Origin of the sequence: Avibacterium paragallinarum (assembly GCF_900450705.1) — a bacterium.
GTDB classification, from domain to species: domain Bacteria; phylum Pseudomonadota; class Gammaproteobacteria; order Enterobacterales; family Pasteurellaceae; genus Avibacterium; species Avibacterium paragallinarum.
This window is the reverse complement of sequence record NZ_UGHK01000001.1, coordinates 264488-290316: the sequence shown is the minus strand read 5'-3', so window position 1 is coordinate 290316 and position 25829 is coordinate 264488. Positions and strand designations below refer to the sequence as shown.

Here is a 25829-nt window from a genome sequence, read left to right as displayed (position 1 = left end):
TTATTCCCCCGAATGATTAAATCTTGTGGTAAAAGTGAATACATTTTCAGCACAGACATCAATGCAACGTCCGCAACTGATACAATCTTTGGAAAGCACGAGTAAGCCTTCCTCTTTTTTTCCGTGTAAGGGACTACGTAATACCTGCGGTTCTGGGCAAATATTGTAGCAATCCATACAATTATCGCAGCGGCTTCGCTCGATCACTTTGACGCGAATCAGGCTTTTCGCCCCGATTACGCCATAAGTTGCACCGATTGGGCATAAATGCCCGCACCAACCGTGTTCTACGATAAATAAATCAAATAAAAATACAGCTAAAATTAACCAAGTGGTTGCACCGAAGCCATAAATTAAGGCACGTCCAAAGGCTGCAACGGGGTTGATCCATTCCCACAACATTACGCCACTCACTGCACTGCCGAGCAAAATCATCAGCAAAATGCCATAACGCAAACCTCTTGGAAGCTTAGCATTTTGGCGAATGCCTAATTTGCGTCTTAGCCAAGCAGCACAATCTGTAACCAGATTTAACGGGCAAACCCAACCGCAAAACACTTTGCTTCCCAATAAGGCATAAAGGGCGATCACAATGCCAGCACCCAGTAAGGTGGTGAAGTTAGGCAAATGACCCGTTGCAAGGCTTTCTGCGGTGATTAGCGGATCGCTCATTGGAATGAGATCCAAAAAGAGGCTGCCGCTGTAATTGCCACGCAAAATCCATACACCTAACCAAGGGCCACTGAGAAACATTGCCAAAATACTCAGTTGGGTGAAGCGTCGCCAAAATAAAAAGCGATTGGCTCGCCACCAGCCCAATTTTTCCCTAGCTTCTCTGCCCGCATATTTTGGAGAATTTGCCATTTAACGCCCCTCAGGTTTCTCTGTTGGCTGGCGAGTTGGCAGGCTGATAACATCTGGCACGAGCGAATGCCCTACCTTCGCCTTTTCTTCCCAACCCAAGCGGTAATGTTTACCCAACATTCCTTTCGCAAGAGAGAGAGGCAACACTTTGATCGCCGCTTCGTCCAATACGCAGGCTTCCTCGCATTTACCGCAGCCCGTGCAAGCGTCCGAATGCACCGTTGGAATGAACAAGGCGTGTTTGCCTGTGCGGTCATTCCGTTGCATTTCGAGGGTGATCGCTTTGTCAATGAGCGGGCAAACTCGATAGCACACATCGCAACGTAGCCCTTGCCAGTTGAGGCAAGTTTCGTGATCTAACAGCACCGATAAGCCCATTCGGGAATCATTAATATCGTTTTGCGTTGAATCCAGTGCTCCCGTTGGACAAGCCTTTGCACAAGGAATGTCCTCGCACATTTCACAAGGTTTTTCCCGTGCGATAAAGTAGGGCGTGCCAGCTTCCATTGGTGAAAGCAGTGAAGCCAAATGGAGCATTTCGTAAGGGCAAGCCTGAACGCACTGCCCGCAACGAATGCAAGCAGCGGCAAATTTTTGCTCATCAGCAATCGCAAAGGGTGGGCGTAATGCCACGCCTTGGCGTGCCAAACTTTGTTCTTGCTGAAGCCCGAGTAAAATTCCCAGCCCTGCCAAGCCCCCTGCGGTGCGTGCAGCGTCTTTAAAAAATTTGCGACGTTCTGGTGTTTGGGTTAATTTTTTCATTCTTTTTTTGTACCGCACTTTTACTCAATGGGTGATCCTCAATGGGAGATCAAAGTGCGGTGCGTTTTTAAGCGACTTTTTCCACTTTAACGGCACATTTTTTGAAGTCCGTTTCTTTCGAGATTGGATCGGTCGCGTCTAATGTGAGTTTATTAACGAGCTGTCCCGCATCGAAGAAGGTGGTGAACACCAAGCCTTCTGGACATTTATTGCGTCCACGCGTATCCAAATAGGAAATAATCTCCCCGCGGCGTGAAGACACTTTGATTTTATCGCCGTGGCGTAGCCCGCGTTTTTTCGCGTCATTTGGGTGCATCCAAACCACATTATTCGGGAATGAACGGTGTAGCTCAGGTACACGGCGGGTCATTGTGCCTGTGTGCCAATGCTCCAGTACGCGACCTGTGGAGAGCCATAAATCGTATTCCGCATCAGGCACTTCCGCAGGTGGTTCATAAGGCACGGCTAAGATTACGGCACGTTTGTCTGGCTGTCCGTAGAACTCTACGCCTTCAGTGGCTTTCACATAAGGGTCATAGCCTGCACGATAACGCCATAGGGTTTCTTTGCCCTCAACCACCGGCCAACGCAACCCACGGGCTTTGTGGTACATATCATAAGGGGCGAGATCGTGGCCGTGGCCGCGTCCGAATGAGGCATATTCTTCAAACAAGCCTTTTTGAATGTAGAAACCAAAATCATAGGCTTCATCGTTGAGACGGTTATCTAATTCCTCGTTGGAGAATTTATCCACTTGCCCGTTGCGATACAGCACTTCATAGAGGGTTTTGCCTTTAAATTCTGGGTTCGCATCTAAAAGTTCTGCTGGCCATACTTCATCAGTGGTGAAATATTTAGAAAACTCAACCAGTTGCCATAAGTCGGATTTCGCTTCGCCCGGTGCTTTAACTTGCTGTTTCCACACTTGAGTACGGCGTTCTGCGTTACCGTATGCCCCTTCTTTTTCTACCCACATTGCGGTTGGCAGCATTAAATCCGCCGCTAAGGCTGAGGTGGTTGGGTAAGGATCGGAAACCACGATGAAGTTTTCAGGATTACGCCAACCTGGGAAGGTTTCTTGGTTGATATTTGGGCCTGCTTGCATATTGTTGGTACACATTTGCCATAGCACACGCATTTTGCCGTCTTTTAACGCACGGCTTTGTGCTACGGCGTGATAGCCTAATTTATCGGTGATTGTGCCGGCTGGGATTTTCCAGGTTTTTTCTGCAATGGCACGATGTTCTGGCTTAGTTACCACCATATCAGCAGGTAAACGGTGGATAAATGTTCCTACTTCACGCGCCGTACCACAAGCAGATGGCTGACCTGTTAAAGAGAATGGGCCACAACCAGGGATAGAAATTTTACCCGTTAATAAGTGAATGTTATAAATCAAGTGGTTTGCCCACACGCCACGGGTGTGTTGGTTAAAGCCCATTGTCCAGAATGACACGACTTTACGGTTTGGATCAGCATAAAGTTTCGCCAAGCTTTCTAATTGATCTTTCGGCACGCCTGACATTTCGTGGGCTTTATCAAGGGTATATTCAGACACAAGTGCTTTGAGTTCTTCAAAGTTACTGTCGTACATTTTACCGCTGTTGGCGTTTTTCGCTGCTTGCTGACGTGGATCATTATCTCGCAATCCGTAGCCAATATCCGTTTCACCACGTTTAAATTTGGTATGTTTATTAACAAAATCCCAGTTGATGGCATCATTTTGAATCAGGTAATTGATGATGTAGTTGAGAATCACCAAGTCGGCTTGCGGGGTGAAAATCATTCCATTATCAGCCAGTTCAAAACTGCGGTTTTCAAAAGTAGAGAGTACGGCAACTTTTACATCAGGGTTAGACAAACGGCGGTCAGAAATACGCGACCATAAAATTGGGTGCATTTCCGCCATATTTGATCCCCATAATACAAAGGCTTCCGCTTCTTCTATATCGTTATAACAGCCCATTGGTTCATCGATCCCAAAGGTACGCAAGAACGCTACCGCTGCAGAGGCCATACAATGACGTGCATTTGGATCGATATTGTTAGAACGGAAACCCGCTTTCCAAAGCTTCGCCTTGGCATAACCTTCAAAAATGGTGCTTTGCCCAGAAGTGAACATACCAATACCATTTGGCCCGCGTTCTTTCATCGCTGCCAAGAATTTTTCTTTCATTGTTTTGAAGGCGGTATCCCAAGTAACAGGCGTGAAATCACCGTTTTTATCGTATTTACCGTCTTTCATACGCAACATTGGGTGCGTCAAACGGTCTTGTCCGTACATAATTTTTGGCAAGAAGTAGCCTTTAATACAGTTCAACCCACGGTTTACTTCCGCGTCTGGATCGCCTTGCGATGCCACCACACGCCCATTTTGCGTACCAATTAACACCCCGCAACCTGTACCACAGAAACGGCAAACACCTTTATCCCATTTGATACTGGTATCCTGTGCGGCTTCTACATTTTTGACTGGAATAGTTAATCCAGCCACCGTTGCCGCAGCCATTGCGGCATTGGCTTTCATAAAGTCTCGGCGACTTAAACTCATCTTATTTCCCCCCACGAGTATGATTAATTATTGCCATCATCTTGCTGATGATAGACTAAAGACACAGTAATCACGCCATCAATATCCCGTGCCTGCTCCATTTGCTCAAGCAAAATATGCTGATCGTGTGATTGCATCACCACCACTAATTTCCCCATCGCGACATCTTCCGCTGGAATTTCAGTGTGTGGCACAGATAAAAGTGCGGTCTTAATTTTTGCGATTTTTTGTGGATTACACTGCATCACCAACCCACAAACGTGCCACTCTTGAGCCTGCTCCATTGGTGTTACTGTATATTTTTTTAACATTTTTATTCCTATAATAGATCCACATTCATTTTTTCAAAAATGTTCTAGAATGCAGTTATTATGACATCTAAAGCAGTTCTGATTGAAATAGTCAGTTTCTATATTTTAACACTATTGAAAACTACTTTTTACAATTTGGATATTTTCTCAATGTATGTTTGCCACCCTAATAACCAAATAGAGGTATTTGTAGATAAAAAGAGAGGGTTCTTGTTTTAGATCAAATTTTTTTCAATATTTACCTTATAAAAATTTACACAGATAAATAAACTCACAAAATAGTTTCTGATAGAATAACTTCATTAAGTTTAACATTCGAAAATTTCCGTGAAAACAAAAAAATCTTCTATTACAACAAAAGTAACAAATTACCTACTTCTTATCATTATCTTTGCTACTATTATTAGTATTTCCAGCCTTGCTATTATGCTCAGCAATAAATCTGATGCTGAGTTAATGAATATATCAGGTTCATTACGAATGCAAAGTTACCGTATTTTATATGAAATGGTATATGAACCTCAGTTTGTGACTACAAATTTACAACAGTATCGCTCTACATTATATTCCCCCACTTTGACAGAATTAAATCATCAATTTTTTATTCCTACTGATGTCAAGCAAGCCTATAAAGCTCTTATTGAACGTTGGGGAGAGATGGAAAATTATGCGAATCAAATGAATTATGAAGCGTATCAAAAAGAAGTTCCCCATTATGTTGCTCAGATTGATGAGTTTGTGAACAGTTTGCAATATTGTGTGGAAAATAAGCTTTCTCTTGCGATGCTTTATATTCTTTTTTCAATGTTATCTATTATTGCTATGGCTTCTTATGTTGCGTGGTTTACAAAAAAACAAATGGTAAATCCACTAAAAAAATTAGCTTTAGCAAGTGTACAAGTGAAGTTAGGTAAATTTAGTCATATTCCCCTTGATGTAAATGAGGATAATGAAATTGGAAGATTATCATTAATTTTTACGCAAATGGCTCATAATCTACAAAAGTTATACCTAGAATTAGAAGAAAAAGTACAAGAGAAAACACAAAAACTTAATCAACTGAATCGCTCACTATCTATGCTATATCAATGTTCGCAATTAGTGACGACAAATCATATTGATCCTACAGTTTTGCGGCAAGTGCTAAGTCAGGTAAAAGTGAATGAATATTTACGTTATATTGAATTACAAATTTATGGTGCAGAACATTGGCACATTCATTTAGGGAAATTCAATCCTCATTTACGAAAGCAAGAAACTGAACTTTGTATCGAAGGTGAAAAACTAGGTATATTATACTGGCAAGCAGGCTTTCCTTGCCCTGATTTACGCACAATGCATAATGTTGCTCAAATGTTAAGCCGAACTCTTTATTTCTACCAAACACAACAGCAGAATCAGCAACTTTTACTAATGGAAGAGCGGTCTATTATTGCCCGCGAATTGCACGATTCGCTCGCTCAAGTGCTGGCTTATTTACAAATTCAGCTCACGTTACTGAAGCATAATCTGAACAAAGAAGATGACGCAGCCAAAGCCAAAAGTTTGTTAATTATCAAAGATTTCGAGCAAGCTCTAAACGGTGGCTATGTGCAGTTACGCGAGCTACTCGCCACCTTCCGCCTGACGGTGCAAGAGGCGAATTTGCAGTTAGCCCTTGAGCAAGTGATCGATTCGCTACGCAACCAAACCGAGATGAAAATGCGGGTGGAATGTTCCCTGCCCTCGCAAACGTTCAATGCTCAGCAACTTGTACACGCGTTGCAAATTGTCCGCGAGGCGGTACTCAATGCGATCAAACATTCGCAAGGCACAGAAATTGAAGTCATCGCTCACACCAATGAGGACGGCGAATATGAACTGCTGGTGCGTGATAACGGCGTGGGCATTCCAAGCCTTGACGAACCTGAGGGGCATTACGGGTTAAATATAATGAATGAGTGTAGCACGCAACTTAATGCTATGCTATCCATTATGCGTCGCCCTGAGGGCGGAACGGAAGTGAAAATGACGCTTCCTAACACATTATAGGATTTGGACAAAATGGAAAATCTCAAGCCCTATCATACCTTTGGCATTGATACGAAAGCAAAGCAGGTGGAAAAAATCACCGCACTTGAACAAATCGTTCCCCTGTGGCAACAAGCCAGCGAACAAAATTTGCCCGTCCTGTTGCTCGGGCAAGGCAGCAATGTGCTGTTTGTAGAGGATTTCAACGGTGTGGTTGCCATTAATGCTTTGCACGGCATCGAACATCGTCAAGATGAAGCATTTCATTATTTGCACGTTCAAGGCGGAGAAAACTGGCATCAGCTTGTGCAATGGAGCTTACAGCAAGGCATTTATGGCTTGGAAAATCTCGCTTTAATCCCTGGTTGTGCAGGGTCTGCACCGATCCAAAATATCGGGGCTTATGGGGTGGAATTTAAAGACGTGTGCGATTATGTGGACGTGTTAAATTTAACCAACGGAGAAGTTTTCAGTTTAAGCAATGCAGATTGTCAATTTGGCTATCGGGAAAGTGTGTTCAAGCGCCAATACAAAACGGGCTATATGATCGTTGCTGTCGGGCTGAAATTAGCCAAAGCGTGGAAGCCCGTGCTGAATTACGGCACGCTTTCGCGTTTTAATACCGAAAGCGTAAGTGCGGTGGAAATTTTTGATGAAATTTGCCAAGTTCGCTGTGCGAAGTTGCCTGATCCACAAGTGTTTGGAAATGCAGGCAGCTTTTTCAAAAACCCCGTAATTAGCACCGCACTTTTTGAGCAGTTAAAATCACAATATCCCGAAATCCCTCATTACTCACAACCAGACGGCACGGTGAAACTTGCCGCAGGTTGGCTTATCGATCAATGTGGTTTAAAAGGCTACCAGCTTGGCGGGGCGGCGGTGCATCAACAGCAAGCCTTAGTGCTGATTAACAAAGCGGGGGCAAGCGGTAAAGACATTGCCAATTTGGCACGGCATATCCGAGAAACGGTGGCAGCAAAATTCGGCGTATTTTTGCTGCCCGAAGTGCGTTTTATCGGCACAGACGGGGAAATCAACAGCGAACAATTTATTTCAACACAAAATTAAAGAGGAACCAAATGGACTTCAACACAATTTTAGCCACTTTACCCACTATCGATCATCTTTCAGGCTTAGCAGTATTTGATGGCGAACAGCAAATTCACCACATTCCAGCCATTGCGGGCAAACTTGGCTCGCTACGGGTGTATAATGCACTGGCAGAGAAATTTAACGGAAAATTAGACCGCACTTGTGCAGAAAAAGGCTTGCAACTTTTTGCTGAACACACACAAGACGCCAAACAATTCCCCGGCAAGCACCCAAATATTGATCTGTTATTTATGGTGATTGAACAGGGCAAGGACTATCGCTTAGTGCCAGAAGAAAAATAAGCGTTAAGTCTTGTAGAACAGGGGCTTAGCGAGTTTTTTGAAGATTTATTTTATTTAGTAAAAAATTTATCAAAAGTAACGAACTTTCTTAAAAGTCCATAGTCTAAACCTACAAGAAAAGGATAGATTAATCGTTATAATCGATTGACCTTATTATAGATTATGTTATAAATAGCCCTAGAGTTGGGCGTAAAATAAGAAGGAATATGATGAACAAAGAGACACAAACCCTAATGTTAGTTCCTCAAGGCAGTTTAGAAGGCTATATCCGTGCTGCGAACGAATATCCTATGCTGACCGCAGAGGAAGAAAAGGAATTAGCGGAACGTTTGTATTATAAAGAAGATCTTGAGGCAGCGAAAAAACTGATTTTGTCTCATCTTCGCTTTGTGATCCACGTTGCGCGTGGCTATTCCGGCTATGGATTACCACAGGCTGATTTGATTCAAGAAGGCAATATCGGCTTAATGAAAGCGGTAAAACGCTTTAATCCCGAAGTGGGCGTACGCCTTGTTTCCTTTGCAGTGCATTGGATCAAAGCAGAAATTCACGAATATGTGCTACGCAATTGGCGTATCGTAAAAGTGGCAACTACAAAAGCACAACGTAAATTATTCTTCAACCTACGCAAAACCAAACAACGCCTAGGTTGGTTCAATGATAATGAAGTGGATATGGTGGCACAAGAGCTTGGTGTATCCAAACAAGATGTCATCGAAATGGAAAGTCGAATGACTGGCTCTGATGTGGGCTTTGATCTTTCTAACGATGATGACGATGAGGCTTACGCACCAGCGTTATACCTCGAAGACAACAGCTCAAACTTTGCCGCTGAGTTAGAAAACGAAAACTACGAAACCCAAGCCACTGACCAAATCGCCCAAGCGATGGAAAGCCTTGACGCTCGTAGCCAAGATATTATCAAAGCACGTTGGTTAGATGAAAACAAAGCCACCTTGCAAGATCTCGCGGCGAAATATAATATCTCCGCCGAACGCGTTCGCCAACTTGAAACCAACGCCTTGAAAAAACTAAAAAGTGCAGTGAGTTTTTAATATTTGCTCGTAAAATCCCCAAAAGCTAGCTGACTTTTGGAGATTTTTCATAAAAAAGACAATTAGTTAAATAATTTATGATTAGTAATAAGAATGCTCACCACGTTGGTGTTCGGTTATGTCTTTGGCACCTTTTAGCTCATTTGGAAATAAACTTACTAATTGTTTTTCTATACCATCTTTTAATGTAATATCAACCATAGAACATCCGTTACAACCGCCTCCGAATTGTAATATAGCATAGCCATCTTGTGTAAGATCTATCAATGTGATGTGTCCTCCATGTCCTGCTAATTGCGGATTAATTTGTGTTTGAATTACATATTCTAGCCTTTCAATGAGTGGTGCATCATCAGCGACTTTACGCATTTTGGCGTTAGGTGCTTTAAGAGTGAGCTGAGCTCCTAGATCTTCTGTTACGTAATCGATCTCAGCGTCCTCTAAAAAAGGTAAGCTAAGCTCATCAATAAAGGCTGAAAATGTATCATACTTCATCTCAGTATCTGTTGCCTCTACACTATTTGGAGGACAATAAGATACACCGCATTCTGCACTTGGTGTACCAGGATTTACAACGAAAATACGAATATTTGTTCCTTCTTCTTGTTGATCCAATAAACGACGAAAATGTGCTTGAGCTGCGTCAGAAATAGTAATTTTTTGCATAATTTATTCCTCAGTAATACTTGAGCTAAACTATCGGGCATAATACCTGTAGAAAAACTTTTTTTCCACTGTTTCTTTAAAGCCATTATAAGCAATCAAATTCATCTAGAAGAATAAGCCCTTGCTAATCCCCAAACTTGGATATTTTGTACGCCTAATGTTTTAAAGCACTTAGCAACTTCATTTAAAGTTGAACCAGTAGTAATGACATCATCAACTAATGCTATTGAGTGATACTTTGAAGATTGAATGGATAATGCAAAGGCATCTTTTAAATTTTGTTTTCGCTCTTTTGCGTTTAATCCAAGTTGAGTAGGTGTATTCTTTATTCTTTGAATATGTTGAGGATAATATGGGATATTTAACCATTTAGCTAAGTAACCTGCAATTAAATCTGCTTGGTTATATCCTCTCATCCATTGACGTAAATGGCTCAAAGGCACCGGAAAAATAGCATCTGGGAAATTGATAAAATGTAATCTTCGAGCTTCGTATATAGAGAGTAACAATAATCTTGCTAAGGTTTTATCGAGCCAAAAGAGGTTGTGAAATTTAAATTGTTGAATTAGTTTCGATAAAGGGGGTGCATAATGACCAATTATGATCATATGATCCCAGTACGGAGGTGAATTTAAGCAATATCCGCAATACTGTACATTATTTGGGGTGGGCATTCCGCAACACCCACAATAAGTATAACGTTCAATTGCTTTGTTACATTGTGAACATATCCCATTGTTTCCCATAAATAGGTTTTTTTGGCATAGAACACAACGAAAATCGAAAAAATTCATTAAATTTTTTAACTGCACATCCTCTCTTGGCTGATCATAATAGTAAGCAAATTTTTGATAAAATAAATTTTTTCAATGTATTTTTACGATCTAGATCGCAAAATAATAAAAGTTCAAGGACAAATATTGAGCAATATTCAGGCTCATCATACGTTTTTTTAGAAGATTACTCTATGTTTGATGGCATATAGTAACAGGGGGGGCTTAATAAGGGATCCCTCTTAGTAAAGGCTTTTTCTCAAAAGGGGCTTGGGATGTCGGTGCGGGTATAGTGTTAAATAGCATAATGAAAGGGGATGGAGAAATAATCGTTTCTTTTCTCCATAAACTCCCTATATTAACTAATTGAATATCTTCTGGTAGATGATGTAACTGATGCTGTAAAACCAAAATGGTATTTTTCCGTGGGTGTCCGATAACCACAGCGACGCCGTGTTTTCTAGCATAGTGAATAGCCTGTTGAAATTGGTTTTGAACATCAATAAGTTTATCGCTATTGTCTAAGAAAATATTGCGTTCTAATGTATTGACACCCTGTTGTTTAGCGATTTTGTTAGCTACAGAATGCCCAATCGTTTTACTATCTAAGAAGAATAGGTTTTGCTCTTTTAATGCAATCATTAGCTTATTCATTAAATCTTTATCGCTAGTTGCAGCACTTCCCATATGATTATTTAAACCAATTGCTGCAGAAATAATTTTTTTTGCATTTTGTATTTTTTCTTGAACGCTTTCTTGCGTCATCCCAAGTGTTAAAGCACCAGACTCAATTTTGTGCTTTCCTAAAGGTTGCATTGGTAAATGAATGAGTACATCTCGATGCTGCTGTTTTGCAAGTTCGTTGCGTTGTTTTGCGTAAGGTGCTGAAGGAATAATTGCAACTGAAATTTCCTTCGGCATTGCATAAATAGCAGCATCTTCCTTTGAACGATATCCAATATCATCGATAATAATAGCAAGCTTAGATTGTGAAAAGCTTATGTGAGAGAAGCACAGCATAGAAAAAAGTAAGGAAATTTTAACCGCACTTTGATGTATTAATTTTTTCATTATTTCAGCCAACCTATTGGGTTTACAGGGATTCCTTTCCGACGGATTTCAAAATAAAGTCCAGAATTTGCTTGTCCTCCAGTAGCACCAACTTCCGCAATTTTTTGACCGGCACTAACAAATTCTCCTTCTTTAACTGAAATCGATTGATTATAACCATATAAACTTAAATCGTGATCGCCGTGTTTAATTATTATCATTAATCCATAGCCTTGTAACCAATTTGCTAAAATAACCCGACCATTTGCTATCGCTTTGACAGGTTTTCCTGAGTCTGCTTCAATCACAATACCTTTCCATTTTAATTCTCCCATTTGAGTAGAACCAAATTGGTTTAATATTTTTCCAGTTGTTGGATATTGGTATTGTTTTTGGGGTTTCCCTAAGCCTAAATGGTTGACCTCAAGTTGTTTTTCTTTTTTAGTTGAAACATAAGGTTTTTGTTTTGCATTATTTGTATGAGGCTGAGCCAGCACAAGAATTTCTCGTTCACGTTTTTCTTGCTCTTTAGTTTGTTGCTCAGCACGTTGAATTTGTAGCCGTAGAGCAGCTTCATTATTTTTTAATTCATTTAATTTATTTTGTGCTTGGGATAGCGTGATATTTAGTTTATCAAGTGTAGTTCTTCGTTCTTGCTGTATTTTTTGCAAATTTAATTGGTATTTTGTTTGTTCATTAAGGTAGTGTTGCTGTTCGTTGTATTGCTGTTGAATATCTTTCTTATGAGCGATTAAATAATGTTGTGTTTGTTTTAAATCTTTAATTAAATCAACTCTTGCTTGGTTTATATAATGATAATAACGCATTAATCTATCGGATTGCTGAGCTTTTTCAGAAAGTAGTTTTTCCAAAATTGATGTATTGTGATTTAACCGATACATTTCATCAAGTTGTTTTGCTAATTTTTCTTTTTGTTCTTTTTCTTGTTGTTCTAGATGTTTTATTTGTGTATCTGTTTCAGCGATTTTTTTATTGATGATTTTAAGGTCTTCAGAGGTTTTATTTAGCTGATTAATGATATGATCAATTCTGAGTTCCTGTTCTTGTAATGTTGATTGTAATTTATTTTGTTCACGTTTTTTATCGGCTATTCTTTTTTCTTGTTGTTGAATTTGATTTTGAATATCAGATAGATCTTTACATTGAATTGTAAGTGGGCTAACACATAAAAAAGCGATAAGTATTTTTCTTAACCAAATTAGCATAAAGGAAACCCTGCTGATCTAAACTGAGGATAACTATATCATTATTTAAGTGCTTGCTTTAAGCATTTAGTGTGAATTTTTATTAAAATTTGGGGCTGTCCTAGATAACAACTAAAAAATCTATTTAGGTTAGAATGAACCAATGAGAAAAAGTCGTCTAAGTCAGCACAAACAAAATAAACTCATTGAGCTATTTGTTGCAGGTGTTACTGCAAGGACAGCAGCAGAGTTAGTCAATGTAAACAAAACGACTGCCGCATATTACTTTCATCGTTTATGCCAACTCATCTATCAAAACAGCCTTCACTTAGAGATGTTTGAAGGTGAAATTGAAGCCGATGAAAGTTATTTTGGCGGTGCTCGCAAAGGCAAACGTGGTCGTGGTGCGGCAGGGAAAATTGCGGTATTCGGGCTTCTCAAGCGCAATGGCAAGGTTTATACCGTTGCGGTTCCAAATACGCAATCTGCCACCTTGTTACCCATTATTCGGGAGCAGGTAAAGCCTGATAGTATTGTTTACACCGATAATTATCGTAGTTATGACGTGCTTGATGTGAGTGAATTTAGTCATTTTCGTATCAATCACAGCACACATTTTGCTGAAAATCATAACCACATTAACGGAATTGAGAATTTTTGGAGCCAAGCAAAACGCCATTTACGCAAATTTAATGGTATCCCAAAAGCGCATTTTGAGCTTTATTTAAAGGAATGTGAATGGCGTTTTAATTACAGCAACATAAAAAGTCAAATTTCTATTTTAAAACAATTGGTTAAAGGGAGTTTAGTCTAGTTATCTAGGACAGCCCCTAAAATTTTAGTAAGAGAGAATTTTAGATAATAATAAGCACACAAATTTTGCGAAAGATCACGAAATTTGTGCATTTTACTTTTAAAACGACAAAATATTTGCTATAAACGCCAAGTATTTTTTGATTAACATTAGGAGATTTTCTATGGAATTAGTGTTTATCCGTCATGGTTTTAGTGAGTGGAATGCAAAAAATTTATTTACTGGCTGGCGTGATGTCAATTTAACAGAACGTGGTGTAGAAGAAGCCAAAGCAGCTGGAAAAAAATTATTAGATGCAGGTTATGAATTTGATATTGCATTTACTTCTGTATTAACAAGGGCTATTAAAACGTGTAATATCGTTTTGGAAGAATCTAATCAACTTTGGATTCCACAAGTTAAAAATTGGCGTTTAAATGAGCGTCATTATGGGGCGTTACAAGGTTTGGATAAAAAAGCAACGGCTGAAAAATATGGTGAGGAACAGGTACATATTTGGCGTCGTTCTTATGATACGTTGCCACCTTTGCTTGATCCAAATGATCCAAATTCAGCACATAAAGATCGTCGCTATGCAAATCTTCCGCAGGATGTTGTGCCAGATGGTGAAAACTTAAAAGTTACCTTAGAACGTGTTTTACCTTTCTGGGAAGATCAAATTGCACCAGCATTATTATCGGGAAAACGCGTTTTAGTGACAGCACACGGCAATTCATTACGTGCATTAGCTAAACACATTATAGGGATTTCTGATGAAGATATTATGGATTTTGAAATTCCAACAGGTCAGCCTTTAGTATTAAAATTAGATGATAAATTAAATTTTGTTGAGAAGTTTTATCTTTAATAAAAGTTAAGGTGCGTAGTACGCACCTTTTCTATTTTCCTTTCTGTATCCAATATTTCAAAGGCAGTTTTTCTGTTTCACTTCGAATTAAAGTGTGTTCCATAAATTGACAAAAACTCGGAATATCTCTTGTTGTGGCTGGGTCATCGGCGAGGATAAGCAAAATTTCGCCCTCTTGCATATGGCGAATTTGTTTCCGCACGAGCATCACGGGTTCAGGGCAGCGTAGCCCTTGGGTGTCTAATTGGTGGTGAATTTTTATTTCATTCATTGTTTATTTTTGGCTGAAGTGATTTTGTGCGTATAATACCGATCAATTAAATGTCGGTCAAAGTCAGTCTTTACTATGGAATATTTAATCCCGAAAAGTGCGGTGGTTTTTGAAGAAGAAATTAAAAAAAGCCACTTTATTACCTATTTACAGCATACGGAAGGCATTGAACAGGCGAAAGCATTTTGGCGAGAAATTAAAGAACAACACCCGAATGCTCGGCATCATTGTTGGGCAGCAGTAGCAGGAACGCCGTTTGATTCGCAATCGCTAGGCTTTTCTGATGATGGTGAACCCGCAGGCACGGCGGGGAAGCCGATGTTAAATGCCTTGCAAGGCAGCCAGATTGGGGAGATTAGTGCGGTGGTCGTTCGTTATTATGGCGGGATTTTATTGGGAACGGGCGGGCTGGTGCGTGCTTATGGTAACGGCGTTCAGCAAGCGTTGAAATTGTTAGCCACTCAGCTTAAAGTGGAGCGAGAACACGTGCTTTTAACCAGCGATTATGACCAAATCAACCTGATACAGCATTTATGCGAGCAGCAAGATGTGCTAATTGAATCGCAGGATTTTCAAGAAAAAGTGCATTTTCAATTAGCCCTTCGTCCTGATAAGCGAGCCAGCTTTGAGCGGCAACTTAGCGAGCGTTCCGCAGGGCAACTTGTATTGCAAGAGATAAAATAAGAGAGAACATTGTGCATATATTATCCATTTTTCGTATTATCGGTATTTTAGTGATGTGCTTTTCCGCAACGATGCTCGTTCCCGCGTTTGTCGCGTTAATTTATGGCGATGGCGGCGGAAAGGCATTTTTGCAAGCGTTTTTGAGCAGTTTTTTATTTGGCACATTGCTATGGCGAGCCTGTCATCAACATAAGCAGGAACTCCGTTCTCGTGAGGGCTTTTTGATTGTGGTGGTTTTCTGGGTTTTGCTGAGCTTGCTTGCGGTGATCCCATTTTTGCTCTTTGATGAACTTTCGATGAGCTTTGCCGATGCGGTGTTTGAAGCATTTTCGGCAATTACCACGACAGGGGCAACGGTGATGTCGGGGCTGGATAATTTGCCGAAATCCATTTTATTCTATCGCCAGTTTTTGCAATGGATCGGCGGAATGGGGTTAATCGTATTAGTCGTCGCGGTTATTCCTATTTTAGGCATTGGTGGCACACAGCTTTATCGCATTGAATCTTCAGGTCCATTGAAAGATCAAAAGAACCTCCCGCGTATTGCGGAAGTGGCGAAACTGTTGTGGCTACTTTATTGCTTGCTCACGGTGATCAGTACGCTCGGCTATTGGTGGGCGGGAATGTCCTTTTTTGATGCCTTGTGCCATAGCTTTTCAACGGTTTCAAATGGCGGAATGTCCACGCACGACGCAAACTTAGGCTATTTTAAAGATTCAAAAATTTATTTCCTCGCAGCGATTTTTATGCTTGCCGCAGGTTGTAACTTTGGGTTGCATATTATGGCATTTACTCATTTTAAGCATCAAAGTGTATTAAAAACGTATTGGCAAGATCCTGAATTTCGCTTTTTCTGTTTAATTCAAGGGGGATTCATTTTAATAATGTCCTTTGGGCTTTATTTATCGTATCAGGATCTTTCCTTAGTTGATGCTTTCGCACAAGGCTCGGCACAGCTCTCTTCAATGTCAATGACTTCAGGTTACACCCTGTTTGACATCAACCAATTACCGCCATTTTTGGGTATGCTATTAGTCATCTCTGCCGTGCTAGGCGGCTGTGCAGGTTCAACTTCGGGGGGATTAAAAATGATCCGCGTGCTGGTTATCTGGTTACAATTTAAACGCGAATTAAAATACCTCATTCACCCTAATCTTGTCGTTCCTATCAAGTTAGGTGATAATCTTTTATCGATCAATGTGATAGAACGCATTTGGGCATTTCTCATCGCATTTTTTCTTACTTATTGGCTGTGTGTCTTTGCTGCAATTTTATGCGGAATGGGGGCATTTGACGCAATGGGTGCGGTTTTTGCCACGCTTAGCAATGCTGGACCTGGCTTAGGCGTGGTGAGTTCAAGTTTTGCGAATGTTCCCGATAATGCAAAATATGTGTTTTCTTTTGCAATGGTTGCGGGGCGTTTAGAAATTTTCTCCCTCTTAGTATTATTTAGTCCCGCATTTTGGAGAGCATAACTTTATGAAAATCTTGATTTTATATTCAAGTTACGATGGACAAAGTAAAAAAATTGCCGAAGTGCTTAGCACGGTATTACAAGCTCAAGTTGAAGCCTTAGATGACAACCTTTCTCTTACTGAATTTGATTGCATTGTCATTGGTGCGTCTATCCGATACGGGCATTTCAATAAACGGCTCTATAAATTTATTGAAAAACATACCGCACTTTTAAATCAGAAACGCACAGCATTCTTTGGCGTCAACCTCACTGCACGTAAAGCAGGCAAGGATACGCCTGAAACTAACGTGTATGTTCGCAAATTTTTACAACGTATTCACTGGCAGCCAACGCTCTCCGCCGTATTTGCGGGAGCATTGCTATACCCTCGCTACGGCTGGTTTGACCGAATGATGATCCGCTTTATTATGAAACTCACAGGTGGTGAAACGGATACAAGCAAAGAAATTGAATATACGGATTGGAAAAAAGTCGCGGATTTTGCCTCACAAATAAGTGCGGTACAAAAAGTACCCCAAATTTAGACCGCACTTTACATTTCTCCAGCAAAAATCGGCTAATAAAACTGCAAGGCGTTGAAAGAATAACCAAACAACAAAAAAATGAAAAAATTTTGCAAAAAAAGACTTGCATCGATTTCAAAAATCCCTATAATACGCCGCACACAACGACGCGACGTTGTAAACAGTTTGAAAGTACACCTCGCGTCGTTCTTTTTTGCTCTTTAACAATCAATCAGACAATCTGTGTGGGCACTTGTTGAATTCTGAAAAAATTAAAGATTTATAAACAATGAGTGCGTAACTGAAATTCATCGTGATTTTAAATGAAATCACAGAGCTTTGTTAGTGTACGAATTGAGAAAGATTAAACTGAAGAGTTTGATCATGGCTCAGATTGAACGCTGGCGGCAGGCTTAACACATGCAAGTCGAACGGTAACGGGTTGAAAGCTTGCTTTCAATGCTGACGAGTGGCGGACGGGTGAGTAATGCTTGGGAATCTGGCTTATGGAGGGGGATAACCATTGGAAACGATGGCTAATACCGCATAGAATCGGAAGATTAAAGGGTGGGACTTTTTGCCACCTGCCATAAGATGAGCCCAAGTGGGATTAGGTAGTTGGTGAGGTGAAGGCTCACCAAGCCTGCGATCTCTAGCTGGTCTGAGAGGATGGCCAGCCACACTGGGACTGAGACACGGCCCAGACTCCTACGGGAGGCAGCAGTGGGGAATATTGCGCAATGGGGGGAACCCTGACGCAGCCATGCCGCGTGAATGAAGAAGGCCTTCGGGTTGTAAAGTTCTTTCGGTGGTGAGGAAGGTTGGTGTGTTAATAGCACACTGATTTGACGTTAGCCACAGAAGAAGCACCGGCTAACTCCGTGCCAGCAGCCGCGGTAATACGGAGGGTGCGAGCGTTAATCGGAATAACTGGGCTTAAAGGGCACGCAGGCGGTAAATTAAGTGAGATGTGAAATCCCCGAGCTTAACTTAGGAATTGCATTTCAGACTGGTTTACTAGAGTACTTTAGGGAGGGGTAGAATTCCACGTGTAGCGGTGAAATGCGTAGAGATGTGGAGGAATACCGAAGGCGAAGGCAGCCCCTTGGGAAGCTACTGACGCTCATGTGCGAAAGCGTGGGGAGCAAACAGGATTAGATACCCTGGTAGTCCACGCTGTAAACGCTGTCGATTTGGGGATTGGGCTTTAGGCTTGGTGCCCGTAGCTAACGTGATAAATCGACCGCCTGGGGAGTACGGCCGCAAGGTTAAAACTCAAATGAATTGACGGGGGCCCGCACAAGCGGTGGAGCATGTGGTTTAATTCGATGCAACGCGAAGAACCTTACCTACTCTTGACATCCTAAGAATCCTGTAGAGATACGGGAGTGCCTTCGGGAGCTTAGAGACAGGTGCTGCATGGCTGTCGTCAGCTCGTGTTGTGAAATGTTGGGTTAAGTCCCGCAACGAGCGCAACCCTTATCCTTTGTTGCCAGCACTTCGGGTGGGAACTCAAAGGAGACTGCCAGTGATAAACTGGAGGAAGGTGGGGATGACGTCAAGTCATCATGGCCCTTACGAGTAGGGCTACACACGTGCTACAATGGTGCATACAGAGGGAAGCGAGCCTGCGAGGGGGAGCGAATCTCAGAAAGTGCATCTAAGTCCGGATTGGAGTCTGCAACTCGACTCCATGAAGTCGGAATCGCTAGTAATCGCAAATCAGAATGTTGCGGTGAATACGTTCCCGGGCCTTGTACACACCGCCCGTCACACCATGGGAGTGGGTTGTACCAGAAGTAGATAGCTTAACCTTCGGGAGGGCGTTTACCACGGTATGATTCATGACTGGGGTGAAGTCGTAACAAGGTAACCGTAGGGGAACCTGCGGTTGGATCACCTCCTTACCAAATAGAATAGATGAGTGCTCACACAGATTGTCGTGATGGTTGTTAGACAATAAGAAGCAAAGAAAGGAATAGTGATGGTGTTGAAGAAACTAGCGATATGAGAAAATGGCTTAAAATCACACCGCACGTTAATAAAGCAGAGAGACGCTTTCTATGTTGTCCCCTTCGTCTAGAGGCCTAGGACATCGCCCTTTCACGGCGGTAACAGGGGTTCGAATCCCCTAGGGGACGCCATAGAAAGCGAATTTTTCGCGATTTGCTCTTTAACAATGTAAAAACAAGCTGAAAACTGAAGAGACTTTCAAGCTAATGAGGGAGTGGTGAGAGTAATAGAACTGCTTTCTGATTAAATTGAAAAAGTCTGAGTAAAAAGACTTACTTGAACAAAAGCAAGTAAGCGTTCTCAACGAGAGAACAACTTCGGGGAAAAATCCTTGAGGTTGTATAGTTAAGTGAGAAAGCGTACAGGGCGGATGCCTTGGCAATCAGAGGCGAAGAAGGACGTGCTAATCTGCGAAAAGCGTGGGTGAGTTGATAAGAAGCGTTTAACCCACGATGTCCGAATGGGGAAACCCGATAGGCGAAGAGCCTATCATTGCGAGGTGAATAAAATAGCCTCGTAAGGCGAACCGGGAGAACTGAAACATCTAAGTACCCCGAGGAAAAGAAATCAACCGAGATTCTGTGAGTAGCGGCGAGCGAAAGCGGAGGAGCCAGTAAGTAATAGCAGCAGAGATAGAGGAATTGTCTGGGAAGGCAAGCGACACAGGGTGATAGCCCCGTACTTAAAATCCAGGCTGTGGTACTAAGCTTACGAGAAGTAGGGCGGGACACGAGGAATCCTGTCTGAAGATGGGGGGACCATCCTCCAAGGCTAAATACTCCTGATTGACCGATAGTGAACCAGTACTGTGAAGGAAAGGCGAAAAGAACCCCGGTGAGGGGAGTGAAATAGAACCTGAAACCCTGTACGTACAAGCAGTGGGAGCCCGCAAGGGTGACTGCGTACCTTTTGTATAATGGGTCAGCGACTTATATTTTGTAGCGAGGTTAACTGAATAAGGGAGCCGAAGGGAAACCGAGTCTTAACTGGGCGTTGAGTTGCAAGGTATAGACCCGAAACCCGGTGATCTAGCCATGGGCAGGTTGAAGGTTGGGTAACACTAACTGGAGGACCGAACCGACTAATGTTGAAAAATTAGCGGATGACTTGTGGCTGGGGGTGAAAGGCCAATCAAACCGGGAGATAGCTGGTTCTCCCCGAAATCTATTTAGGTAGAGCCTTGTGTGAATACCTTTGGGGGTAGAGCACTGTTTCGGCTAGGGGCCCATCCTGGGTTACCAAACCGATGCAAACTCCGAATACCAAAGAGTAATGCACAGGAGACACACGGCGGGTGCTAACGTCCGTCGTGGAGAGGGAAACAACCCAGACCGCCAGCTAAGGTCCCAAAATCTATATTAAGTGGGAAACGAAGTGGGAAGGCTTAGACAGCTAGGATGTTGGCTTAGAAGCAGCCACCATTTAAAGAAAGCGTAATAGCTCACTAGTCGAGTCGGCCTGCACGGAAGATGTAACGGGGCTAAAATATAGTACCGAAGCTGCGGCATCAGGCGTATCACTAATACGCCTTAACGATTAACCACTTGCGAAGCAAGTGGGTAAAGCGAAAAACACGTTGAGTGTAATGGCAAAGAATCGAAGAGGGATATTAGTGATACGTCTGTTGGGTAGGGGAGCGTTGTGTAAGCGGAAGAAGGTGGTTCGAGAGGATTGCTGGACGTATCACAAGTGCGAATGCTGACATAAGTAACGATAAAACGGGTGAAAAACCCGTTCGCCGGAAGACCAAGGGTTCCTGTCCAACGTTAATCGGGGCAGGGTGAGTCGGCCCCTAAGGCGAGGCTGAAAAGCGTAGTCGATGGGAAACGGGTTAATATTCCCGTACTTGGTAAAGTTGCGATGTGGGGACGGAGAAGGTTAGGTTATCGACCTGTTGGAAATGGTCGTTTAAGTTGGTAGGTGGGTGAGTTAGGCAAATCCGGCTCACCGTTAACACTGAGAGATGATGACGAGGCACTAAGGTGCTGAAGTAACTGATACCACACTTCCAGGAAAAGCCACTAAGCTTCAGGCTTTACTAAACCGTACTGAAAACCGACACAGGTGGTCAGGTAGAGAATACTCAGGTGCTTGAGAGAACTCGGGTGAAGGAACTAGGCAAAATAGCACCGTAACTTCGGGAGAAGGTGCGCCGGCGTAGATTGTAGTGACTTGCTCACGAAGGTTGAACCGGTCGAAGATACCAGCTGGCTGCAACTGTTTATTAAAAACACAGCACTCTGCAAACACGAAAGTGGACGTATAGGGTGTGATGCCTGCCCGGTGCTGGAAGGTTAATTGATGGTGTAATCGAAAGAGAAGCTCCAGATCGAAGCCCCAGTAAACGGCGGCCGTAACTATAACGGTCCTAAGGTAGCGAAATTCCTTGTCGGGTAAGTTCCGACCTGCACGAATGGCATAATGATGGCCAGGCTGTCTCCACCCGAGACTCAGTGAAATTGAAATCGCCGTGAAGATGCGGTGTACCCGCGGCTAGACGGAAAGACCCCGTGAACCTTTACTATAGCTTGACACTGAACCTTGAATTTTGATGTGTAGGATAGGTGGGAGACTGTGAAGCGGTAACGCCAGTTATCGTGGAGTCGTTGTTGAAATACCACCCTTTAACGTTTGATGTTCTAACGAAGTGCCTGAAACGGGTACTCGGACAGTGTCTGGTGGGTAGTTTGACTGGGGCGGTCTCCTCCCAAAGAGTAACGGAGGAGCACGAAGGTTTGCTAATGACGGTCGGACATCGTCAGGTTAGTGCAATGGTATAAGCAAGCTTAACTGCGAGACAGACAAGTCGAGCAGGTGCGAAAGCAGGTCATAGTGATCCGGTGGTTCTGAATGGAAGGGCCATCGCTCAACGGATAAAAGGTACTCCGGGGATAACAGGCTGATACCGCCCAAGAGTTCATATCGACGGCGGTGTTTGGCACCTCGATGTCGGCTCATCACATCCTGGGGCTGAAGTAGGTCCCAAGGGTATGGCTGTTCGCCATTTAAAGTGGTACGCGAGCTGGGTTTAGAACGTCGTGAGACAGTTCGGTCCCTATCTGCCGTGGGCGTTGGAGAATTGAGAGGGGCTGCTCCTAGTACGAGAGGACCGGAGTGGACGCATCACTGGTGTACCAGTTGTCTCGCCAGAGGCACTGCTGGGTAGCTAAATGCGGAAGAGATAAGTGCTGAAAGCATCTAAGCACGAAACTTGCCTCAAGATGAGTTCTCCCTGACTTAAAGTCAGTAAGGGTTGTTGGAGACGACGACGTAGATAGGCTGGGTGTGTAAGCGGTGTGAGCCGTTGAGCTAACCAGTACTAATTGCCCGAGAGGCTTAACTATACAACGCTCAAGGGTTTTGGCTTGTTTTTGTTAAAGAAGTAAAGAACGAATAGAAAAGATAAAGAATGTAAAGAATTTAAAGAATTATCTTGGCGGCGAAAGTGCAGTGGACCCACCTAAATCCATGCCGAACTTAGAAGTGAAACGCTGTAACGCCGATGGTAGTGTGGGAATTTCCCATGTGAGAGTAGGACACCGCCAGGTTTTGAATGAAAGAAGAACGCCATTGAGGGAACTCGATGGTGTTTTTTGTTGTTTCTTATGTTTATATTTTCTTGTATTTTTGGGCTTACTGGATATTGCATTTTATCCTTTAAATAGGCTAATGGGATTTACCTCAGTTGATTTTGAGAAAGTTCTAGTAGCTATAAATATCATTTAGATGAGTATTATAAGATGTACTTATATCAGAAAAAATCTGACAAAATTACACCGCACTTTGGTTTTATACTTTTAAAAAAGAGCATTATAAGAAGCGATAAATAAGAGCAAAGTATTTTACTCTTATTTATATTTTCACATTATTGTAAGTGCGGTATTTTTCTAGTTATTTATTTGCCAAAATCACTGCTCTTTTCGGAGCGGGGTAGCCTTCAATGGTTTTGCTGTGATCTTGTGGAGCAAGGAAATCAATCAGGCTTTCATTTTCTAGCCATTCTGTTTTACGTTGTTCGTCTAGGCTGGTGATTTCAACATCAACACAGCGGACGTTGTGAAAACCGCTCTTTTCAAGCCATAAAATCAGGGCTTTCACGGAGGGAATGAAATAGACATTTTTCATTTTGGCATAGCGATCTTGTGGGACAAGGACGGTATTTTCATCGCCGTTAATCACTAAGGTTTCCAAAACCAGCTCGCCCCCTTGCGTCAGTTGGTTTCGCAACTGGGTGAAATGCTCAAAGGGAGATTTGCGATGGTATAACACGCCCATTGAAAACACCGTATCAAACACGCCTAAGGGCTGCATTTGTTCAATACCGAGCGGGATTAAATTGGCTCGGCGATCATTATTGAGCAGTTTGCGGACGGCTTCAAACTGGCATAAGAAAAGTTCTGTTGGGTCGATACCCACTACCATTTTTGCCCCTTCGCCAACCATTCGCCACATATGATAGCCGCTGCCACAGCCTACATCTAAAACTAGCCGATCTTTAAGTGGAGCAAGGTGTGGACGGACGCGATCCCATTTAAAATCCGAACGCCATTCGCAATCAATATGAATACCAAAAAGATGATAAGGCCCTTTACGCCACGGCATTAATTGTTTGAGATGATGGATAATGCGTTGGCGTTCGCCCGCACTCAATTCAAAATCACCTTGAGATAACACCGCACTTTTTAAATCAATATGGCTTGCTTGTAGCTCGGGCAAAAAATCCACAATTTTTGCCCATTTCGCATAATCACCGTGGGCTTGTTTTTCCCATTGTTTAAGTTGTGCAGGCAGGGTTTCTAGCCACGCAGATAGCGGACTGGTGGCAATTTGTTGATAAAAAGGGCGAAAGTCGATCATCTTGTTGTCATTTCTAGGTGAAAAGTTGAGAAAGGTCACATTTTACCTGATTTGCCTCTGTTATTCTATTTTCCTTTTGGTTAGACTAGGCAATAGATCAATTAATCATAAATAATATATGGAAACCGTAGAATTATTAGTCAATGTAACCCCGAGTGAAACCCGTATCGCCCTGATTGATACGGGCATTTTGAAAGAAGTGCATATCGAACGCCAAGCCAAGCGAGGCATTGTCGGCAACATTTATAAAGGTCGCGTTACCCGAGTTTTGCCCGGTATGCAATCTGCTTTTGTGGATATTGGGTTGGAAAAAGCGGCTTTTTTGCACGCCTCTGATATTGTTTCTCACACCGAATGCGTTGATGAAAACGAGAAAAAGCAATTTATCGTCAAAGACATCGCCGAGCTTGTGCGAGAGGGGCAAGATATTGTGGTGCAAGTGGTGAAAGATCCCCTTGGCACAAAAGGGGCAAGGCTCACCACGGATATTACTCTGCCCTCCCGCTATTTGGTATTTATGCCAGAAAATAGCCACGTTGGCGTATCTCAACGGATTGAAAGTGAAGAAGAACGGGCGAGATTAAAAGAGTTGGTGCTGCCTCTTTGTGATGAGCTAGGTGGGTTTATTATTCGCACCGCCGCGGAGGGGGCAAGTGAAGAAGAGCTGTTACAAGATGCCGAGTTTTTAAAACGCTTATGGCGTAAAGTAATGGAACGCCGAGCGAAATATCCAACCTGTTCAATGCTTTATGGCGAATTGGCATTGCCTCAGCGAATTTTACGCGATTTTATCGGCGTGGATTTAGAACGCATTCGGATTGACTCCAATCTCTGCTTCAACGAAGTGAAACAATTTACCGAAGAATTTATCCCGAGTTTAACAAATAAGCTCGTGCTACATTCGGGAAATCAGCCATTATTTGATGTATATGGGGTGGAAAATGCCATTCATACCGCCTTAGATAAACGGGTGAACCTCAAATCAGGCGGCTATTTGATTATTGAGCAGACCGAAGCAATGACCACCATCGACATTAACACAGGGGCGTTTGTCGGGCATCGTAACCTTGAAGAAACCATTTTCAATACCAATATTGAAGCCACCAAAGCCATTGCGCAACAGCTTCAGCTACGCAATCTCGGTGGCATTATCATCATTGATTTTATTGATATGCAAAAAGAAGAGCATCAAACCCGCGTGCTGGAATCCTTACAAGAAGCACTGGCGAAAGATCGCGTAAAAACCAGTGTGAACGGCTTTACTCAGCTCGGTTTGGTGGAAATGACGCGCAAACGCACGCGTGAAAGTTTGGAACACGTTTTATGCGATGAATGCCCTGAATGCAAAGGGCGTGGACGGGTGAAAACGGTGGAAACCATTTGCTACGAAATTATGCGTGAAATTATCCGCGTTCATCATCTTTTTGATAGTGAAAAATTTGTGGTTTACGCCTCCAGAGCCGTCGCCGAATACTTGATTAATGAAGAAAGCCACGGCTTAGTTGCGGAGCTAGAAGTGTTCGTTGGTAAACAAATTCAAATCAAAACAGAAGCCTTTTATCATCAAGAACAGTTTGATGTGGTGGTGATGTAAAATCATCACAAAAAATGACCGCACTTTATTTTGGCATAAAGAGAAGTGCGGTATAAAATGGCGATTTTTTATCGAATAGCAAGGTAGGCGAATAGACTACCTTAATCATTTTAATTAACGAGAAAGAA

The 25829-nt window shown here is 42.4% G+C and carries 20 protein-coding genes, 1 tRNA gene and 3 rRNA genes; 14 read left to right on the top strand and 10 right to left on the bottom strand.

The annotated features are described in order from the left end of the window. From napH to DXZ23_RS01665, 4 genes are all read right to left on the bottom strand, one after another. Positions 1-864, bottom strand: coding sequence for a quinol dehydrogenase ferredoxin subunit NapH (gene napH / locus DXZ23_RS01680; RefSeq protein ID WP_017806359.1), 864 nt, complete (start codon positions 862-864; stop codon positions 1-3). Then, positions 865-1626 carry a ferredoxin-type protein NapG gene (napG, locus tag DXZ23_RS01675; RefSeq protein ID WP_017806360.1) on the bottom strand — a complete coding sequence of 254 codons (762 nt, stop codon included), beginning with the start codon at positions 1624-1626 and terminating at the stop codon, positions 865-867. A gap of 67 nt (positions 1627-1693) precedes the next feature. Continuing rightward, entirely contained in the window at positions 1694-4177 is a 2484-nt protein-coding gene (gene napA / locus DXZ23_RS01670; protein WP_021723510.1) for a nitrate reductase catalytic subunit NapA, read from the bottom strand. Between the two features lie 23 nt (positions 4178-4200). Further along, complete coding sequence (locus DXZ23_RS01665) at positions 4201-4488, bottom strand: chaperone NapD (RefSeq protein ID WP_017806362.1); 288 nt, start codon at positions 4486-4488, stop codon at positions 4201-4203. A gap of 327 nt (positions 4489-4815) precedes the next feature. On the opposite strand from DXZ23_RS01665, the gene narQ reads away from it, so the two are divergent. The 4 genes from narQ to rpoH all read left to right on the top strand — a co-directional run bounded on the left by narQ (position 4816) and on the right by rpoH (position 8947). Further along, the gene (gene narQ, locus DXZ23_RS01660) at positions 4816-6519 is read left to right on the top strand and encodes a nitrate/nitrite two-component system sensor histidine kinase NarQ (RefSeq protein WP_017806363.1); all 1704 of its coding nucleotides are present in this window, start codon (positions 4816-4818) and stop codon (positions 6517-6519) included. Positions 6520-6531: 12 nt separating this feature from the next. Then, positions 6532-7566, top strand: coding sequence for a UDP-N-acetylmuramate dehydrogenase (gene murB, locus DXZ23_RS01655; RefSeq protein ID WP_021723512.1), 1035 nt, complete (start codon positions 6532-6534; stop codon positions 7564-7566). 11 nt (positions 7567-7577) lie between these two features. After that, entirely contained in the window at positions 7578-7892 is a 315-nt protein-coding gene (locus tag DXZ23_RS01650) for a DUF2322 family protein (protein ID WP_017806366.1), read from the top strand. A 209-nt stretch (positions 7893-8101) separates the two neighbouring features. After that, a complete protein-coding gene (rpoH, locus tag DXZ23_RS01645; protein WP_017806367.1) occupies positions 8102-8947 on the top strand; it encodes an RNA polymerase sigma factor RpoH in 846 nt (281 codons plus the stop codon). Between the two features lie 81 nt (positions 8948-9028). On the opposite strand, the gene nfuA is transcribed toward rpoH, so the two are convergent. The 4 genes from nfuA to envC form a co-directional block, all read right to left on the bottom strand. After that, on the bottom strand, positions 9029-9613 hold the full coding sequence (gene nfuA, locus DXZ23_RS01640; RefSeq protein ID WP_017806368.1) for a Fe-S biogenesis protein NfuA: 585 nt from the start codon (positions 9611-9613) through the stop codon (positions 9029-9031). Between the two features lie 101 nt (positions 9614-9714). Next, positions 9715-10407: a hypothetical protein gene (locus DXZ23_RS01635; RefSeq protein WP_021723515.1), complete on the bottom strand. Its 693-nt coding sequence runs from the start codon at positions 10405-10407 to the stop codon at positions 9715-9717. Positions 10408-10611: 204 nt separating this feature from the next. Continuing rightward, positions 10612-11457, bottom strand: coding sequence for a divergent polysaccharide deacetylase family protein (locus DXZ23_RS01630; RefSeq protein WP_017806370.1), 846 nt, complete (start codon positions 11455-11457; stop codon positions 10612-10614). Continuing rightward, positions 11457-12662 carry a murein hydrolase activator EnvC gene (envC, locus tag DXZ23_RS01625; RefSeq protein ID WP_017806371.1) on the bottom strand — a complete coding sequence of 402 codons (1206 nt, stop codon included), beginning with the start codon at positions 12660-12662 and terminating at the stop codon, positions 11457-11459. The genes DXZ23_RS01630 and envC overlap by 1 nt, the downstream gene beginning before the upstream one ends. A 142-nt stretch (positions 12663-12804) precedes the next feature. Here envC and DXZ23_RS01620 point away from each other — a divergent pair, with 142 nt between their 5' ends. Then, positions 12805-13455, top strand: coding sequence for an IS1595-like element ISHpa1 family transposase (locus DXZ23_RS01620; protein ID WP_017805439.1), 651 nt, complete (start codon positions 12805-12807; stop codon positions 13453-13455). Positions 13456-13618: 163 nt separating this feature from the next. Next, complete coding sequence (locus tag DXZ23_RS01615) at positions 13619-14302, top strand: 2,3-diphosphoglycerate-dependent phosphoglycerate mutase (protein ID WP_017806372.1); 684 nt, start codon at positions 13619-13621, stop codon at positions 14300-14302. A 31-nt stretch (positions 14303-14333) separates the two neighbouring features. Here DXZ23_RS01615 and tusA read toward each other — a convergent pair whose 3' ends face one another. Continuing rightward, positions 14334-14573 (bottom strand): sulfurtransferase TusA, encoded by a 240-nt coding sequence (gene tusA / locus DXZ23_RS01610; protein WP_017806373.1) that lies wholly within the window; start codon positions 14571-14573, stop codon positions 14334-14336. Positions 14574-14648: 75 nt separating this feature from the next. Here tusA and DXZ23_RS01605 point away from each other — a divergent pair, with 75 nt between their 5' ends. From DXZ23_RS01605 to rrf, 7 genes are all read left to right on the top strand, one after another. After that, entirely contained in the window at positions 14649-15257 is a 609-nt protein-coding gene (locus tag DXZ23_RS01605; RefSeq protein ID WP_021723516.1) for a YigZ family protein, read from the top strand. 11 nt (positions 15258-15268) lie between these two features. Then, on the top strand, positions 15269-16732 hold the full coding sequence (locus tag DXZ23_RS01600) for a TrkH family potassium uptake protein (protein ID WP_021723517.1): 1464 nt from the start codon (positions 15269-15271) through the stop codon (positions 16730-16732). Between the two features lie 4 nt (positions 16733-16736). Then, on the top strand, positions 16737-17258 hold the full coding sequence (hemG, locus tag DXZ23_RS01595; RefSeq protein ID WP_017806376.1) for a menaquinone-dependent protoporphyrinogen IX dehydrogenase: 522 nt from the start codon (positions 16737-16739) through the stop codon (positions 17256-17258). A 345-nt stretch (positions 17259-17603) separates the two neighbouring features. Then, positions 17604-19144, top strand: a 16S ribosomal RNA gene (locus tag DXZ23_RS01590). A gap of 161 nt (positions 19145-19305) precedes the next feature. Then, positions 19306-19381: transfer RNA gene (locus DXZ23_RS01585), tRNA-Glu, on the top strand. Positions 19382-19593: 212 nt separating this feature from the next. Further along, positions 19594-22594, top strand: a 23S ribosomal RNA gene (locus DXZ23_RS01580). A gap of 88 nt (positions 22595-22682) precedes the next feature. Next, positions 22683-22798 (top strand): 5S ribosomal RNA (rrf, locus tag DXZ23_RS01575). Together the 16S, 23S and 5S rRNA genes with 1 tRNA gene alongside form the textbook arrangement of a ribosomal RNA operon. 343 nt (positions 22799-23141) lie before the next feature. Here the strand turns inward: rrf and cmoB are convergent. Beyond that, positions 23142-24107, bottom strand: a complete 966-nt coding sequence (gene cmoB, locus DXZ23_RS01570) for a tRNA 5-methoxyuridine(34)/uridine 5-oxyacetic acid(34) synthase CmoB (RefSeq protein WP_017806377.1) — start codon at positions 24105-24107, stop codon at positions 23142-23144. A 118-nt stretch (positions 24108-24225) separates the two neighbouring features. Between cmoB and rng the strand changes: the two genes are divergently transcribed. After that, on the top strand, positions 24226-25701 hold the full coding sequence (gene rng / locus DXZ23_RS01565) for a ribonuclease G (RefSeq protein ID WP_017806378.1): 1476 nt from the start codon (positions 24226-24228) through the stop codon (positions 25699-25701). Positions 25702-25829: the final 128 nt, after the last annotated feature.

What these genes read in the sequence shown, in the direction of transcription:
- DXZ23_RS01620 (WP_017805439.1), top strand. Translation starts at nt 12,805, where the DNA reads ATGAGAAAAAGTCGTCTAAGTCAGCACAAACAAAATAAACTCATTGAG.
- napH (WP_017806359.1), bottom strand. Translation starts at nt 864, where the DNA reads ATGGCAAATTCTCCAAAATATGCGGGCAGAGAAGCTAGGGAAAAATTG.
- tusA (WP_017806373.1), bottom strand. Translation starts at nt 14,573, where the DNA reads ATGAATGAAATAAAAATTCACCACCAATTAGACACCCAAGGGCTACGC.
- rng (WP_017806378.1), top strand. Translation starts at nt 24,226, where the DNA reads ATGGAAACCGTAGAATTATTAGTCAATGTAACCCCGAGTGAAACCCGT.
- DXZ23_RS01605 (WP_021723516.1), top strand. Translation starts at nt 14,649, where the DNA reads ATGGAATATTTAATCCCGAAAAGTGCGGTGGTTTTTGAAGAAGAAATT.
- nfuA (WP_017806368.1), bottom strand. Translation starts at nt 9,613, where the DNA reads ATGCAAAAAATTACTATTTCTGACGCAGCTCAAGCACATTTTCGTCGT.
- murB (WP_021723512.1), top strand. Translation starts at nt 6,532, where the DNA reads ATGGAAAATCTCAAGCCCTATCATACCTTTGGCATTGATACGAAAGCA.
- DXZ23_RS01615 (WP_017806372.1), top strand. Translation starts at nt 13,619, where the DNA reads ATGGAATTAGTGTTTATCCGTCATGGTTTTAGTGAGTGGAATGCAAAA.
- napG (WP_017806360.1), bottom strand. Translation starts at nt 1,626, where the DNA reads ATGAAAAAATTAACCCAAACACCAGAACGTCGCAAATTTTTTAAAGAC.
- DXZ23_RS01635 (WP_021723515.1), bottom strand. Translation starts at nt 10,407, where the DNA reads ATGAATTTTTTCGATTTTCGTTGTGTTCTATGCCAAAAAAACCTATTT.
- hemG (WP_017806376.1), top strand. Translation starts at nt 16,737, where the DNA reads ATGAAAATCTTGATTTTATATTCAAGTTACGATGGACAAAGTAAAAAA.
- rpoH (WP_017806367.1), top strand. Translation starts at nt 8,102, where the DNA reads ATGAACAAAGAGACACAAACCCTAATGTTAGTTCCTCAAGGCAGTTTA.
- envC (WP_017806371.1), bottom strand. Translation starts at nt 12,662, where the DNA reads ATGCTAATTTGGTTAAGAAAAATACTTATCGCTTTTTTATGTGTTAGC.
- DXZ23_RS01665 (WP_017806362.1), bottom strand. Translation starts at nt 4,488, where the DNA reads ATGTTAAAAAAATATACAGTAACACCAATGGAGCAGGCTCAAGAGTGG.
- napA (WP_021723510.1), bottom strand. Translation starts at nt 4,177, where the DNA reads ATGAGTTTAAGTCGCCGAGACTTTATGAAAGCCAATGCCGCAATGGCT.
- DXZ23_RS01650 (WP_017806366.1), top strand. Translation starts at nt 7,578, where the DNA reads ATGGACTTCAACACAATTTTAGCCACTTTACCCACTATCGATCATCTT.
- DXZ23_RS01630 (WP_017806370.1), bottom strand. Translation starts at nt 11,457, where the DNA reads ATGAAAAAATTAATACATCAAAGTGCGGTTAAAATTTCCTTACTTTTT.
- cmoB (WP_017806377.1), bottom strand. Translation starts at nt 24,107, where the DNA reads ATGATCGACTTTCGCCCTTTTTATCAACAAATTGCCACCAGTCCGCTA.